This window comes from Enterobacter sp. HSTU-ASh6 (assembly GCF_026319105.1).
GTDB lineage: Bacteria > Pseudomonadota > Gammaproteobacteria > Enterobacterales > Enterobacteriaceae > Enterobacter > Enterobacter sichuanensis.
Window position 1 is genome coordinate 17542 of sequence record NZ_WSPD01000013.1, and the last position, 14891, is coordinate 32432.

Consider the following 14891-nt stretch of genomic DNA (forward strand, 5'->3'; position numbering starts at 1 on the left):
CAGACCATTTTTACCGTGAAGGGCTTGAGCGGTTTAGCACAGACTGCGTCACGATGCGTATTGGCGGGAGTGACACCCGCGAAGCGTTAAATAACCACTTAATAAATAGAGTGCTAATGATCTTTTATTAGGCTTTGGCTTAATGTTTTCTTAATCTTTCATTAATCCGATTTTTAAATCTGGATTTTTATCACTTCAAACCCAGCGAAAATGAAATTTTACACTTTTACGCTTAAACTTGATTGATACTAATTATCATTAGCGTTGTTGTATGCTTTAATCCTTTCCCACAAAGCTATGAGTGGTTACTCCCGTTGGTCTATTAAGGATATGTTCATGAATTCTCGCCTGCTGTCCTGCTTCTCGCTTGCCTTGTTGTCTTCCTCGCTTTTCCTTTCCACACAATCGGTTGCCGCCGAAAAAAACGACGGTATCGTTGTTTATAACGCGCAGCATGAAAACCTGGTGAAGTCGTGGGTTGACGGTTTTACTAAAGAAACCGGCATCAAAGTGACTTTGCGTAACGGCGATGACAGCGAGCTGGGTAACCAGCTGGTTCAGGAGGGCAGCGCATCACCGGCGGACGTATTCCTGACCGAAAACTCACCGTCAATGGTGCTGGTGGATAATGCCAACCTGTTTGCGCCGCTGGATGCAGAGACCCTGAAGCAGGTGCCGGCAGAATATCGTCCGGCGCATGGTCGCTGGATCGGCATCGCGGCCCGCAGCACGGTGTTTGTCTATAATCCGGCAAAACTGAGCGAACAGCAGCTGCCTAAGTCGCTTATGGACCTGGCGAAACCCGAGTGGAAAGGCCGCTGGGCGGCATCACCGTCAGGCGCGGATTTCCAGGCCATCGTGAGCGCAATGCTGGCGCTGAAAGGCGAGCAGGCCACGCTGGAATGGCTCAAGGCGATGAAAGCCAATTTCGTGGCCTATAAAGGCAACAGCACCGTGATGAAAGCGGTCAATGCCGGCCAGATCGATGGCGGCGTGATCTATCACTACTACCGCTTTGTTGATCAGTCCAAAACGGGCGAAAACAGCAAAAACACCCAACTCTACTACTTCAAACACCAGGATCCGGGCGCGTTTGTTAGCCTCTCTGGTGGTGGTGTGCTGGCGTCCAGCAAACATAAAGCGCAGGCGCAGGCCTTCATTAAATACATTACCGGTAAAGAAGGGCAGGAAAGCCTGCGTACCAATAATGCCTTTGAATACGCCGTGGGCGTGAACGCGGCCTCAAACCCGAAACTGGTTCCGCTGAAAGATCTTGATGCCCCGAAAGTAGAGCCTTCAACGCTCAACAGTAAAAAAGTTATCGAGCTGATGACGCAAGCCGGCCTGCTGTGATCCTGAAAATGAAGTGAAGGTGTTATGTCTGGTCTGAGTCTCGACATCGGAAAAAACAGAGTGCAGGAGCCTGCCCGCAGGCGTCCTGCACTGCCGATGGTTGCGTTAGCTGTGTTGTTTTCATTAATGGCGCTTCTGCCTTTGGGCTTTATCATTGCCATTGGCATTGAGACGGGCTGGGAAACCATAAAGGCGCTGGTCTTCCGCCCGCGTGTGGCTGAGCTGCTCAGCAACACGCTGTGGCTGACGGCCCTTGCGGTTCCACTTTGCATCGTGACGGGCGTGGCCATCGCCTGGCTCACCGAGCGCACGCAGCTTGCCGGGCGGGGGATTTGGTCCGCACTGGCGGTCGCCCCGCTGGCTATCCCCGCGTTTGTGCAAAGCTATGCCTGGGTGAGCGTTGTCCCGTCCATGCACGGGCTCTCTGCGGGCGTGTTCCTCTCTGTCCTTGCCTACTATCCGTTTATCTATATGCCGGTTGCGGCGGTGCTGCGTCGCCTGGACCCGACACTCGAAGACGTGGCTGCGTCACTCGGTACCCCGCCCTGGCGGGTCTTTTTCCGCGTGGTGCTACCGCAGCTCAAACTCGCTATCTGCGGCGGTGCGCTGCTGGTGGCGCTGCATCTGCTGGCGGAATATGGCCTGTACGTGATGATTCGCTTCGACACCTTCACGACGGCCATTTATGACCAGTTTCAGTCTACCTTCAGTGGCCCGGCCGCTAACATGCTGGCGGGCGTGCTGGCCCTGTGCTGCCTGGCTATTTTAGTGCTGGAAGGCGTGACGCGCGGAAAAGCACGCTACGCGCGTATCGGCGCCGGGGCCGCCCGTGAACAAAAACGCTGGCCGCTGAAGCCTGCAGCCGCCGCGCTGGGTCAGCTGTTTTTCATCGTGTTGATCGTGCTGGCGCTGGGTGTGCCGTTAATTGTTCTCTGTCGCTGGATTTGGCTCGGCGGCGTTCAAAACTGGCTGAGCGCCGATCTCTGGCACTCGCTGCGCCAGACGCTGATGCTCGGCGTGGGCGGAGCCCTGCTGACCACGGCGTGCGTGATCCCCATCGCGTGGCTCGGTATCCGCTATCCGCGCCGCATCTTCCGGATGCTGGAAGGGTGTATCTATATCACCAGCTCGCTGCCGGGGATTGTCACGGCGCTCGCGCTGGTCACCGTCACCATTCATTACGCCCGTCCCATTTACCAGACGGAAGTTACCCTCTTCCTTGCCTACCTGCTGATGTTTATGCCCCGGGCGCTCATTAACCTGCGGGCGGGGATTGCCCAGGCGCCGGTTGAGCTGGAGAACGTGGCGCGCAGTCTTGGCAGCACGCCCGCGAAGGCGCTCTGGAGCGTCACGATGCGGCTGGCCGCGCCGGGTGCCGCGGCGGGTGCCGCGCTGGTGTTCCTCGGCGTCAGCAATGAATTGACCGCCACCCTGTTGCTCTCTCCACTGGGCACGCGCACGCTCTCCACCGGGTTCTGGGCGCTGACCAGCGAAATTGACTATGTGGCAGCTGCGCCTTACGCGATGCTGATGATCCTGATTTCCCTCCCGCTGACCGCCATTCTCTATATGCAGTCGAAAAAAATTGCAGGGCTATGACATGCTTGAATTAACCGCCATTTCTAAATCGTTCGCTGATGCGCAGGTGCTCGACAACCTGAACCTGAGCGTTGCGCCGGGAAGCAGGACGGCGATCGTCGGGCCATCCGGGTCGGGTAAAACCACGCTGCTGCGGATCCTTGCCGGGTTTGAAACGCCAGATACCGGGCGCATTGTCATGCAGGGAAAAACGCTGTTCGATGAAAACCGTTTTGTGCCCGCCCACCTGCGCCGGATCGGTTTTGTTCCTCAGGAAGGGGCGCTGTTCCCGCACCTTAACGTGGCAGATAACATCGCCTGGGGGCTGGACGGCACCCGCCACGAGAAACGCCAGCGCGTTGAGGCGCTGATGGAGATGGTCTCTCTGGACAGGCAGCTTGCGACGCACTGGCCGCATGAGATTTCCGGCGGACAGCAGCAGCGCGTGGCGCTGGCTCGTGCGCTGGCCCAGCGTCCTTCACTGATGTTGCTGGACGAGCCGTTCTCAGCGCTGGATACAGGCCTGCGCGCCACGACGCGCAAAGCCACGGCCGATCTGCTGGCGGAAGCAGGCGTGGCTTCGATTCTGGTCACCCACGATCAGAACGAAGCGCTCTCCTTTGCCACACAGGTGGCCGTGATGCGCGCCGGGCGTTTCACGCAGGTGGGGACCCCTTATGAGGTCTACACCTGTCCCGTTGACGAAGAGACGGCGCTGTTTCTTGGTGATGCCGTGATCCTGCCTGCTCAGCTTGCTGCCGGTTACGCCGTGTGCGCGCTGGGTGAGGTGGCAACGGACAACACACATGCGACAGGGCAGGGCCGCGTGATGCTGCGTCCTGAGCAGCTGCGCGTGACGGCATGTGCCGCGCATGAAAGCCCGATCTCGATTCTTGATGTGGACTTTACCGGCCAGTTGTCGACGCTCACCCTTGCGTTAGCCGGGGAGCAACAACCCGTGGTTCTGAAAACCGTAAGCCAGCCAGGATGGAACCCTGGCACCGCGGTACGCATTGAAATTGCTGGCACTGCGCGGGTATTCGAATATTCTTAATATTCGTTAGTAATTTCATGCAACGGGTTGTTATAAAAGAATTTTCCATGACCTGTGGCATTTCCTGAGTTTCTCTACCATGCTCATAAAACCTCACCATAATGAGTGGGGCTTTTCGTTGTTGCTGATTAATCTCAAGGAAAAAAGGTTATGAAAAAGACTATTGCTGTTTTGTTGGGAACTGCGTTTTTCTTTACGACTCATGCCTTCGCTGCTGAGCTTCTGACGAAGGAGGAGTTTAAGAAAGTTGAGTCTCAGTATCAGAAAATCGGTACGGTAAACACCTCAGGTGAAGTCTCTATCGATGATGCTAAAAAAGAACTGATCGAGAAAGCTGATAAGCAAGGCGCTGATGTCCTGGTGCTCACCTCCGGGAACACCAACAATAAAATTCACGGTACGGCCAATATTTACAAGAAAAAGTAATGTCACTGCAGCCACCCCGAAACGGGGTGGCTATTCCCCTCATCGCTTACCACGCCTCCCGTATGAACGCGGTGACACTTGCTAACGCATAGATAATGCGTATAGTTCTCATTTGCATTGCAACCAATAGATTCTAAGGCCCGCTCACGGGTCATTTTTGCGCGCACTTTCAAATGGGTTAACAATGAACAACACCAGATTACACAAAACGCTGCTGGCGCTCGCCGTCGGTGCGGCGACACATTCCGCTTACGCGGCGGATGATCAAAAAGAAGAGACTCTCGTTGTGCAGTCGGCACCAGCCAGCGACTTTACCCCCGGCGGCGACCAGCTTGTGCCGGCTTTCCTCGACGGACAGGTGGCGAACGGCGGGCGTATGGGGATGCTCGGCGAGCAGAATGCCATGGACGTACCCTTTAATATCATCAGCTACACCGCAAAGCTGGTGGACGATCAGCAGGCGAAAACCATTGCCGATGTGGTCGCCAATGACGCTGGCGTGCAATACGTTCAGGGGTATGGCAACAGCGCGGAAACTTACCGCATCCGCGGCCTGAAGTTTGACGGTGATGATATGACCTTTGGCGGGCTGTCCGGCGTTCTGCCGCGTCAGGTGGTGGATGCGCAGATGGTCGAGCGGATTGAGATCTTCAAAGGGGCAAACGCCCTGATGAACGGCGCGGCAAGCTCCGGCGTGGGCGGAATGATCAACCTTGAGCCAAAACACGCCGGCGAACTCCCGCAGGCGAAAGTCGGCGTGGACTACACCTCGGATTCCCAGGTTGGCACCACGCTGGATGCGGGCCGTCGCTACGGCGACAACGACCAGTTTGGCGCGCGGGTGAATCTGGTCCATCGCGAAGGGGAAACCGGCGTACCGAATGACCGCCGCCGCACCACGCTGCTCTCCACCGGTCTGGATTACAAAGGTGACAACTTCCGCACCTCGCTGGATCTCGGCTACCAGAAGAAAACCTTCCACGGCAGCCCGACCAGCGTCAATATTTCGGCGGTGGATTTTGTGCCGGAGCCACCGAAAAACGATCGCAACATTTCCCAGAAGTGGGCCTACAGCAACATCGAGAACGAATTCGGGATGTGGCGCAGCGAATACGACATCACCGACAGCTGGACGGCGTATACCGGACTCGGCGCGCAGCACGCTCATGAAGAAGGGACCTACAGCGCACCGAAGCTGCTGGACAAAAGCGGAAAGGCCACGGTCAGCCGCCTTGATACCAATCGCATCAGCGATTCCGTCAGTGGGATGGCGGGGATCCGCGGTCACTTTACGACCGGCTTTGTGTCGCACAAGGTGAACGTGGGTTACTCCGCGATGACCAAAAACGAAAAAATCGCCTGGAAAATGTCCGCGGCGGCAGACAACCCGACCACCAATATCTACCACAACACCGGGGTTGATATGCCGGACAGCTCAAACTTCAACGGCCTGGGCGGCAAATACAGCGATCCGCTGACCAGCGGACGCACCCGCACGCAGGGCTGGCTGCTGAGCGATACTCTGGGCGTGCTGGACGACACGCTGCTGTTTACCGCCGGGGCACGTCATCAGAAAGTGGTCATTCGCGGGTATAACAAAGTGACCGGCGCGGAAAACGATGCCGATGGCTTCGACGGCAGCCGCTGGATGCCAACCTACGGCGTGGTCTACAAGCCGTGGGAGCAGATCTCTCTTTATGCTAACCATACCGAAGCGCTGCAGCCGGGTAAAAACGCTCCTGACACCGCCATTAACTACGGGCAGAGCACCGGTATCGTTCACTCTAAACAGAACGAAGTGGGCGTGAAGGCCGACTTCGGTCGCGTGGGCGGCTCTCTGGCGCTGTTCGAAATCAAAATGCCTTCCGCTATTCTCGACAGCCAGACGAAGCATTACGGCCTGGACGCCGAGCAGCGCAACCGCGGCGTGGAACTGAATGTCTTCGGCGAGCCGATGCTGGGGATGCGCCTCAACGCCAGCGCCACCTGGCTGCAGGCGGAGCTGACCAAAACCAACAACGGTCTCAACCAGGGTAACGATGCCATTGGTGTCCCGAACTTTTACGCCGTGCTGGGCGCGGAATATGACATCAAGCCGATCGAGGGGCTGACCGCCACCGCCCGCGTAAATCACTCCGGCACGCAGTATGCCGACCTCGCGAACAGCAAAAAGCTCGACAGTTACACCACGCTGGATCTGGGGATGCGTTATCGCTTCGCGGTAAATCACAACGAAAATCAGATGACGGTACGTGCAGGCATCGACAACGTGACCAATGAAAACTACTGGGCCAGCGTGGACGATTCCGGTACCTATATTACGCAGGGCGAGCCGCGCACCTTTAAGGTCTCGGTTGGCTACACGTTCTAAGCGTCCACCCTCGTTATCCGGGGCAGGGACGCCCCACACCGCCCTCATCGTGTTATAAAATTGTAATAAAAGCTTCTTAGACTGGTCGCCAACTCCTTACCTCTTGGCCAATGACAGGAAGCCGCTATGGGCAGACCTCTGAAATCCGTATTTAAAAAAGAACATCGCGACGAAATCAATAACCGCAGCGCTAACCCGGTATTCTCCGAGGTTGCGCAGGTGTTTCTCTCCCGCCGCCGTTTTTTACAGATGGGTGCCGTGGCGGGCGCTGCCGTTTCATTCCCCTTTCTGATCAAACCCGAAAACGCCATTGCCGCGGTATCACAGCCTTCCGCGCTGGCAAAAGCGGTTTCCCTGGGCTTTACCAGCATCGACGTCTCTACGGAGGATACGGTCAGGGTGCCGGAAGGCTATATTGCCCGTCCGTTTTATCGCTGGGGCGACCCGACGGGTATCAAAGATAACATGCCGGCGTTTAAGCCGGACGCCAGCAATACCACGGACGAACAGGCCGTGCAGGCGGGCATGCACCACGACGGTATGGCGTGGTTTAGTCTGCCGCAAGGGGAGCAAAACCCGGCGCATGGCCTGCTGGCGCTGAACCATGAATACATCGACAACGGGATGTTGTTTACCGACGGCACGGCGAACTGGAGTCTCGATAAAGCCCGTAAGGGACAGAACGCGATGGGCGTGTCGGTGGTGGAGGTGAAGAAAACGGGCAGCGACTGGCAGGTCGTTCGTCCCTCTTCTTATGCCCGCCGTATTACCGTCAATACACCGATGGCGCTTACCGGTCCGGCACGGCATCAGGACTTAATGAAAACCGCCGCCGATCCGCAAGGGGAGCACGTGCTGGGCACCATGCAAAACTGCGCCAACGGACATACGCCGTGGGGCACCTATCTCACCTGCGAGGAGAACTGGTCGGATATTTTTGTCAAAAAAGCCGATCGCAACCCGCTGGAAAAACGCTACGGCATCAGCGACAGCGATGACTCCTACCGCTGGAACGAAGTGGATGAGCGGTTTAACGTCGATAAAACCCCCAATGAACCCAACCGCTTCGGCTGGGTCGTGGAGATTGATCCCTACGACCCGGCCTCCACGCCGCGTAAACACACCGCCCTGGGCCGCTTCAAGCATGAAGGCGCCGCCGTCACGCTCGCCGCCGATAACCGCGTGGTGGTCTATATGGGGGATGACCAGAAGTTTGAGTACATCTATAAATTTGTCTCGGACAAAAAATACGATCCAGCAAACCGTGAAGCCAATATGCAGCTGCTGACGTCCGGTACGCTGTACGTTGCCCGCTTCAACGAGGAGGGTAGCGGCGACTGGCTGCCGCTGATCTTCGGGCAAAATGGTCTGGATCAAGACCACGGTTTTGAAAACCAGGGCGATCTGCTGATTAAAACCCGCCTCGCGGCTGACGTGGTGGGGGCAACGAAAATGGATCGCCCCGAGTGGATAGCGGTCGACCCGCACGCCAGCGGCAGCGTCTACTGTACGCTCACCAACAACAGCGATCGCGGGAAAGAGGGTAAGGCGCCGGTTGATGCCGCCAACCCGCGCGCTAATAACGTGTTTGGTCATATTATGCACTGGCACGAAGAGGGGGGCGATCCTGCTGCCACACGCTTTAAGTGGGATATTCTGGTAATGGCCGGGCGTACCGACAGCGACGATCCGAAGGCCAAAGGTTCGATGCAGGGGGCGGCCTTCGGCAGCCCCGATGGCCTGTCGTTCGATCACCAGGGCGTACTGTGGATCCAGACCGACGTCTCCTCCAGCACCATTAACAAGAAAGCCTACGAGGGGATGGGCAATAACCAGATGGTGGCCACCATTCCGGGCACCAATGAGTACCGCCGTTTCCTGACCGGACCGCGCGGGTGTGAAATCACCGGGATTGCGTTTACGCCGGACAACCGGACGCTGTTCATTAACATTCAACATCCGGGGGAGGGCGGGGATGATATCACCGACCCGGCCAATCCGCGTGCCGTCTCCAACTGGCCAGATGCAAACCCGAGCGGACGCCCGCGTTCCTCAACGGTGGTGATCACCAAAGCGGACGGCGGGATCATCGGCTCATAACCTCTCATCGCCGGGTGCATAACGTGCCCCGGCGTTAAACTTGCTACCGCCAGCATGAAGTGTTAAAACGTGCCCCTTCTAAAAAAGAGACAGGGGTAGGACGTGAAAGACGCGTCATCCGCTTCAGGCAACGGTAGCGCTGAAGCTTCGTCGGAACAGAATCCGACGCTGCAACGTGGTTTGCAAAATCGACATATTCAGTTAATTGCCCTTGGCGGCGCAATCGGTACCGGGCTGTTTCTCGGCATCGGCCCTGCCATTCAGATGGCCGGTCCGGCGGTGCTGCTGGGTTACGGCATTGCCGGCATTATCGCCTTCCTGATCATGCGCCAGCTTGGCGAGATGGTCGTTGAAGAGCCGGTTTCAGGCTCCTTCGCACACTTTGCGTATAAATACTGGGGCCCGTTCGCAGGCTTCCTCTCCGGCTGGAACTACTGGGTGATGTTTGTGCTGGTGGGAATGGCCGAACTGACCGCCGCAGGCATCTATATGCAGTACTGGCTGCCCGATGTCCCGACGTGGGTCTGGGCCGCGGCCTTCTTTATTATCATCAACGCCGTCAACCTTGTGAACGTACGCCTGTATGGTGAAACCGAATTCTGGTTCGCGCTGATTAAGGTGCTGGCGATCATCGGGATGATCGGCTTTGGCCTGTGGCTGCTGTTCTCCGGTCACGGCGGCGAACGAGCGACCATCGACAACCTCTGGCAGCACGGCGGCTTCCTGGCCACGGGCTGGAAGGGGCTGATCCTCTCCCTGGCGGTCATCATGTTCTCGTTCGGCGGGCTGGAGCTGATTGGGATCACCGCTGCTGAAGCGCGCGATCCGCATAAAAGCATTCCGAAAGCGGTCAACCAGGTGGTGTACCGTATTCTGCTGTTTTACATCGGTTCGCTGGTCGTGCTATTGGCGCTTTATCCCTGGGTGGAAGTGAAATCTGACAGCAGCCCGTTTGTGATGATTTTCCACGATCTGAACAGCAACGTGGTAGCCTCGGCGCTGAACTTCGTTATCCTGGTGGCCTCGCTGTCGGTGTATAACAGTGGCGTTTACTCCAACAGCCGTATGCTGTTTGGTCTCTCCGTGCAGGGCAATGCGCCGAAGTTCCTCACCCGCGTCAGCCGCCGTGGCGTGCCGGTCAACTCTCTGCTGCTCTCAGGGGCCATTACCTCGCTGGTGGTGCTGATTAACTACCTGCTGCCAAAATCTGCCTTTGGTTTGCTGATGGCGCTGGTTGTCGCCACGCTGCTGCTGAACTGGATCATGATCTGCCTGGCGCACCTGCGCTTTCGCGCCGCCATGCGCCGCAAGGGGCGTGAGACGCAGTTTAAGGCGCTGCTCTACCCGGCGGGCAACTACCTCTGTATCGCCTTCCTGGGGCTGATTCTGGTGCTGATGTGCACCATGGATGCGATGCGCCTGTCCGCGCTGCTGCTGCCGGTGTGGGTGGTGTTCCTGTTTATCGCGTTCAAGCTTTCGCGCAAAAAGTAGCACGGTTTTCTCCCTCTCCCTGTGGGAGAGGGCCGGAGTGAGGGCACCAGGCCACACCATAACAGACCGCACCTGCCCTCACGCCCGGTGGCGCTACGCTTACCGGGCCTACATGTTCCGGGTCGTTATTATTTTGTAGACCGGATCAGCGAAGCCGTCAGCCGGTCTGCAACGTGCAATATCAAATCTTAAACGCTATCCGTTTCCCATTCGGTAACGTGACATCAATGCTCAGTTCACCGCCGAGGGCACTGACATAGCGTTTGAGTGTTGAAAGCCGGGGATCGTTACCCGGCTGTTCGATTTTCGCTACAGTGGGTTGTTTTACCCCCATTGCGTTGGCCAGTTCCGTCTGCGAAACATTGAGCTCTTCCCGCAATTGATTCAGGGCAACAATTCTGCGCATCACTTCAACTTTAGCCGCAATACGCTCCTGACTTTCCGCGCTCTGTTGTGCCATAAGTTCTTTTAGCGTTGCCATATGGCCTCCTTATCAGCCAGATGTCTGCTGTACTCAACGTCAGCCAGCGTAATCATTTCTTTATAAAACCGTTTTTGGTTACAACCGGTTTTGTCTCCTGCACAGAGCACAATCGCTTTACGGTCAGGATCAAAAGCAAAAAAGGCCCTGATGGGTTTGCCCGCATGATGAATGCGTAACTCTTTCATATTCGCATAGGCTGAAGCCTTTACGGTGTCTACATATGGCCGCCCAAGCGTTGGGCCAAACTCAGCAAGGATATGCATCATCGCCAGCACATCTTCTTTCAATGCTGTTGTTTGTTCAAAGAACCATTCATCAAATCTGTCCGTTGTCTCGACGTTCCACATCGTTTCTCCTGTTGCTTCCTCGCTGTTTTATTTTATAGCCTATTGGCTATAATGGCAATCAAATGCCTCGTTTTGATATACAGCACCTTTATCGTGACCCCCCTCCCAAATCTTCTACGATCCACAGGATCTTTATTTTGTAATCGATTACTTTTTACCTGAACTGTTTTGTAATCGATTACTTTTTGAGGGTGGGGCTCGTCATGGTGTCAACAACTGAAAGTAGTGGAAAGGCGATAGCACAGCACCGGCTGCTGGTTCCGCGGCTGTCGCTGATGATGTTTCTGCAGTTTTTTATCTGGGGTAGCTGGTCGGTTACGCTCGGCCTGGTGATGACCCAGCACAACATGTCTTTACTGATTGGTGATGCGTTCTCCGCCGGGCCAATCGCCTCTATTCTGTCGCCGTTTGTGCTTGGCATGCTGGTGGATCGCTTCTTTGCCTCGCAAAAGGTCATGGCGGTGATGCATCTCGCCGGGGCGGCGATCTTGTGGTTTGTGCCGGGCACGCTGATTGCTGAAAACGGTGTGCTGCTGATCGGCCTGCTGTTTGGCTACACGCTCTGCTACATGCCAACCCTTGCGCTGACTAACAACATTGCGTTTCACAGCCTGGCAAACGTCGATAAAACCTTCCCGGTGGTTCGCGTATTCGGCACTATCGGCTGGATTGCGGCGGGGATATTTATTGGCGTTACCGGTGTGGCGGCAAGCGTCACCATCTTCCAGGTGGCGGCGGCCAGCTCCGTGCTGCTGGCCCTCTACAGCCTGACGTTGCCGCACACGCCAGCCCCCGCTAAAGGGCTGCCGGTTAAGGTGCGCGATCTGTTCTGCGCGGATGCCTTCGCGCTGCTAAAAACCCGTCATTTCTTCGTCTTTTCCGTCTGCGCGATGCTGATTTCCGTGCCGCTCGGTACCTACTACGCCTATACCGCGTCTTATCTGGCAGACGCAGGGATTGCTGATGTCAGCACTGCGATGTCGTTCGGGCAGATGTCGGAGATCGTCTTTATGCTGGTGATCCCGCTGCTGTTCCGCCGTCTGGGCGTGAAAGTTATGCTGCTGATCGGCATGCTGGCGTGGTTCGTGCGTTACGCCATGTTTGCCCTCGGCGTGAGCGAAGAGGGACGTTTCCTGCTGTACATTGGCATTCTGCTGCACGGCGTGTGCTATGACTTCTTCTTTGTGGTGGGCTTTATCTACACCGACCGCGTGGCGGGCGAAAAAGTAAAAGGCCAGGCGCAGAGCATGATTGTGATGTTCACGTACGGTATCGGGATGCTGCTCGGCTCGCAGATTTCCGGGGCACTCTACAACCGCCTGGTGGCTGGGCAGACCGTGCCGCAGGCGTGGGTGACATTCTGGTGGATCCCGGCGGTGGCCGCCGCGGCGATCGCGCTTATTTTCCTTCTCACGTTCAGGTATGACGGTGACAAGGCGTAACGTTCTGGAGGTGGTATGAGGACGATGAAAGGACCCGGTATTTTTCTGTCACAGTTTATTGGCGAAGAGGCCCCGTTTAACGCGCTCGACGGCCTGGCTGGGTGGGCGGCAGATAAGGGCTATAAAGCGGTGCAGATCCCCTGCAATCATCCGCACATTTTTGATGTAGAAAAAGCCGCAGAGAGCCAGGCCTACTGCGATGACGTCACCGCTAAGCTGGCCGCACACGGGCTTGTCATCAGCGAGCTGTCGACCCATCTTGAAGGGCAGCTTGTGGCGGTTAACCCGGCTTACAACGATGCCTTTGACCATTTCGCGCCCGCGTCCGTGCGCGGTAACGATGCGGCCCGCCGGGCGTGGGCCACGGAGAAACTGAAGCAGGCGGCGATCGCCTCCGCCAGACTGGGCCTGAAAGCGCATGCAACGTTCTCCGGCTCGCTGGCCTGGCCGTTTTTTTACCCGTGGCCGCCGCATAACGAGCAGCGTTTCCAGGAGGCGTTCGCGGCGCTGGCAGCCCGCTGGCGACCGATTCTGGATACCTTCGATGAACAGGGCGTAGACGTCTGTTTTGAGCTGCATCCGGGGGAAGATCTGCACGACGGGGTGACGTTTGAGCGTTTTCTGGCGCTGGTGGATAACCACCCGCGCTGCAACATTCTCTACGACCCGAGCCATATGCTGCTGCAGCAGATGGACTACCTGGCCTTTATCGACATCTATCACGCGCGTATCAAAGCATTCCACGTGAAGGATGCCGAATACCGCGCCAGCGGGCGGAGCGGGGTGTATGGCGGCTATCAGCCGTGGATCAACCGTGCCGGCCGCTTCCGTTCGCTGGGCGACGGGCAGATCGACTTCAGGGGCATATTCAGCAAACTGACGCAGTACGACTACGATGGCTGGGCGGTACTGGAGTGGGAGTGCTGCCTGAAGGATGGCGATACCGGTGCCCGCGAAGGCAGCGAGTTTATCCGCCGCCACATTATTCCGGTCTCCGGGCGCGCGTTTGACGATTTCGCGGCAGGAGGCAGCCATGATTAACGTCGGCATTGTCGGCAGCGGGTTTATCGGCCCGGCGCATATCGAGGCGCTCAGGCGCCTGGGTTTTGTGCAGGTCGTCGCGCTGTGCGACAGCTCGCTGGCGCAGGCGCAGGAAAAAGCGCGTCGGCTTAACGTCCCGCACGCCTACGGCAGCGTGGATGCGTTACTCGCGCATCCCGATCTGCACGTGGTGCACAACTGCACGCCAAATCACCTGCACGCAGAGATTAACCGCCAGATCCTGCGCGCGGGAAAACACGTCTTTTCCGAGAAGCCGCTGTGCATGACCCCGGACGAGGCCCGCGAGCTGGTGGTGCTGGCAGAGCAGGCGGGTGTGTTGCACGGCGTCAGCTTTGTCTATCGCCAGTTTGCGATGGTGCGACAGGCCGCGAGCATGCTGCGCGTGGGCAGCGTCGGACGGGTATTTGCCGCGCACGGCAGCTATCTACAGGACTGGATGCTGCTCGAAACCGACTACAACTGGCGGGTGGATGCCGCGCTGGGCGGGGCGTCGCGCGCGGTGGCGGATATCGGCTCCCACTGGTGCGACACGGTGCAGTTTGTCACCGGCCGCCGCATCACCGAGGTGATGGCCGACCTCGCTATCGTCTGGCCGACGCGCAAGGCTAGCGTGGCCGGAAATCAGACCTTCGTGCACGAGGAGCACGCCCGCTATGAGGACAAGCCGGTCACCACCGAAGATTTCGGCTCGGTGCTGTTCCGCTTTGACGACGGCAGCAAGGGCAGCTTTAGCGTCTCGCAGGTGAGCGCCGGGCGCAAAAACCGCCTGACGTTTGAGATCAACGGCAGCGAGCGGTCGGTGGCGTGGGATCAGGAGAGCCCTCAGCAGCTGTGGATAGGCCATCGCGCACAGGCAAACCAGACGCTCAGCGACGATCCGAGCCTGATGAACCCAGACGTGGCCGACAGCGCCCATTTTCCCGGCGGGCATATTGAAGGCTGGCCGGATGCCTTCAAAAACATGATGGCGCAGTTCTACCGTGCCGTGCAGACGGGCGCAATGCCGGAACGGCCTGCGTTTGCCACCTTCCATGATGGCGCGAACGTGATGTATATCATTGATGCAATAGTAAAAAGCCACCAGCAACAGCGCTGGGTTCGCGTGGCGCAATGACGCGTTGCCCGGTTCGCCGGGCAACAAATTTATGGTAGCCTGCACAAAACGCTAACCGCAGGATGTGTC

At 57.4% G+C, this 14891-nt stretch carries 12 protein-coding genes; 10 read left to right on the top strand and 2 right to left on the bottom strand.

What is annotated here, in order from left to right; translation table 11 throughout:
• Nucleotides 1-336 precede the first annotated feature (336 nt).
• From GM298_RS16010 to pheP, 7 genes are all read left to right on the top strand, one after another.
• A complete protein-coding gene (locus GM298_RS16010; RefSeq protein ID WP_025759517.1) occupies nucleotides 337-1353 on the top strand; it encodes an iron ABC transporter substrate-binding protein in 1017 nt (338 codons plus the stop codon).
• Nucleotides 1354-1377: 24 nt separating this feature from the next.
• The gene (locus tag GM298_RS16015) at nucleotides 1378-2952 is read left to right on the top strand and encodes an ABC transporter permease (protein ID WP_025759519.1); all 1575 of its coding nucleotides are present in this window, start codon (nucleotides 1378-1380) and stop codon (nucleotides 2950-2952) included.
• Nucleotide 2953: 1 nt separating this feature from the next.
• Entirely contained in the window at nucleotides 2954-3985 is a 1032-nt protein-coding gene (locus tag GM298_RS16020) for an ABC transporter ATP-binding protein (protein WP_045286109.1), read from the top strand.
• 150 nt (nucleotides 3986-4135) lie between these two features.
• On the top strand, nucleotides 4136-4411 hold the full coding sequence (gene yahO, locus GM298_RS16025) for a DUF1471 family periplasmic protein YahO (RefSeq protein ID WP_025759522.1): 276 nt from the start codon (nucleotides 4136-4138) through the stop codon (nucleotides 4409-4411).
• Between the two features lie 184 nt (nucleotides 4412-4595).
• The gene (locus GM298_RS16030; RefSeq protein ID WP_266154505.1) at nucleotides 4596-6782 is read left to right on the top strand and encodes a TonB-dependent receptor; all 2187 of its coding nucleotides are present in this window, start codon (nucleotides 4596-4598) and stop codon (nucleotides 6780-6782) included.
• Between the two features lie 126 nt (nucleotides 6783-6908).
• Nucleotides 6909-8882, top strand: coding sequence for a PhoX family protein (locus GM298_RS16035; protein WP_266154506.1), 1974 nt, complete (start codon nucleotides 6909-6911; stop codon nucleotides 8880-8882).
• A gap of 102 nt (nucleotides 8883-8984) precedes the next feature.
• Nucleotides 8985-10373 carry a phenylalanine transporter gene (gene pheP / locus GM298_RS16040; RefSeq protein ID WP_025759524.1) on the top strand — a complete coding sequence of 463 codons (1389 nt, stop codon included), beginning with the start codon at nucleotides 8985-8987 and terminating at the stop codon, nucleotides 10371-10373.
• A 181-nt stretch (nucleotides 10374-10554) separates the two neighbouring features.
• Here the strand turns inward: pheP and GM298_RS16045 are convergent, their stop codons facing one another.
• Both GM298_RS16045 and GM298_RS16050 read right to left on the bottom strand, forming a co-directional pair.
• Nucleotides 10555-10854, bottom strand: a complete 300-nt coding sequence (locus GM298_RS16045; RefSeq protein ID WP_266154507.1) for a helix-turn-helix domain-containing protein — start codon at nucleotides 10852-10854, stop codon at nucleotides 10555-10557.
• On the bottom strand, nucleotides 10842-11204 hold the full coding sequence (locus GM298_RS16050; RefSeq protein WP_266154508.1) for a type II toxin-antitoxin system RelE/ParE family toxin: 363 nt from the start codon (nucleotides 11202-11204) through the stop codon (nucleotides 10842-10844). The genes GM298_RS16045 and GM298_RS16050 overlap by 13 nt, the downstream gene beginning before the upstream one ends.
• A 203-nt stretch (nucleotides 11205-11407) precedes the next feature.
• On the opposite strand from GM298_RS16050, the gene GM298_RS16055 reads away from it, so the two are divergent.
• Genes GM298_RS16055 through GM298_RS16065 form a run of 3 tightly spaced genes read left to right on the top strand, consistent with a single transcriptional unit; the run spans nucleotide 11408 to nucleotide 14822 of the window.
• On the top strand, nucleotides 11408-12646 hold the full coding sequence (locus GM298_RS16055) for an MFS transporter (RefSeq protein WP_266154509.1): 1239 nt from the start codon (nucleotides 11408-11410) through the stop codon (nucleotides 12644-12646).
• Between the two features lie 15 nt (nucleotides 12647-12661).
• The gene (locus GM298_RS16060) at nucleotides 12662-13687 is read left to right on the top strand and encodes a sugar phosphate isomerase/epimerase family protein (protein WP_128339966.1); all 1026 of its coding nucleotides are present in this window, start codon (nucleotides 12662-12664) and stop codon (nucleotides 13685-13687) included.
• Entirely contained in the window at nucleotides 13680-14822 is a 1143-nt protein-coding gene (locus tag GM298_RS16065; RefSeq protein WP_266154510.1) for a Gfo/Idh/MocA family protein, read from the top strand. Before GM298_RS16060 ends, GM298_RS16065 begins: the two co-directional genes overlap by 8 nt.
• Nucleotides 14823-14891 lie beyond the last annotated feature (69 nt).

Coding starts and splice junctions, on each gene's coding strand:
- GM298_RS16010 (WP_025759517.1), top strand. CDS start 337: ATGAATTCTCGCCTGCTGTCCTGCTTCTCGCTTGCCTTGTTGTCTTCC.
- GM298_RS16015 (WP_025759519.1), top strand. CDS start 1,378: ATGTCTGGTCTGAGTCTCGACATCGGAAAAAACAGAGTGCAGGAGCCT.
- GM298_RS16020 (WP_045286109.1), top strand. CDS start 2,954: ATGCTTGAATTAACCGCCATTTCTAAATCGTTCGCTGATGCGCAGGTG.
- yahO (WP_025759522.1), top strand. CDS start 4,136: ATGAAAAAGACTATTGCTGTTTTGTTGGGAACTGCGTTTTTCTTTACG.
- GM298_RS16030 (WP_266154505.1), top strand. CDS start 4,596: ATGAACAACACCAGATTACACAAAACGCTGCTGGCGCTCGCCGTCGGT.
- GM298_RS16035 (WP_266154506.1), top strand. CDS start 6,909: ATGGGCAGACCTCTGAAATCCGTATTTAAAAAAGAACATCGCGACGAA.
- GM298_RS16045 (WP_266154507.1), bottom strand. CDS start 10,854: ATGGCAACGCTAAAAGAACTTATGGCACAACAGAGCGCGGAAAGTCAG.
- GM298_RS16050 (WP_266154508.1), bottom strand. CDS start 11,204: ATGTGGAACGTCGAGACAACGGACAGATTTGATGAATGGTTCTTTGAA.
- GM298_RS16055 (WP_266154509.1), top strand. CDS start 11,408: ATGGTGTCAACAACTGAAAGTAGTGGAAAGGCGATAGCACAGCACCGG.
- GM298_RS16060 (WP_128339966.1), top strand. CDS start 12,662: ATGAGGACGATGAAAGGACCCGGTATTTTTCTGTCACAGTTTATTGGC.
- GM298_RS16065 (WP_266154510.1), top strand. CDS start 13,680: ATGATTAACGTCGGCATTGTCGGCAGCGGGTTTATCGGCCCGGCGCAT.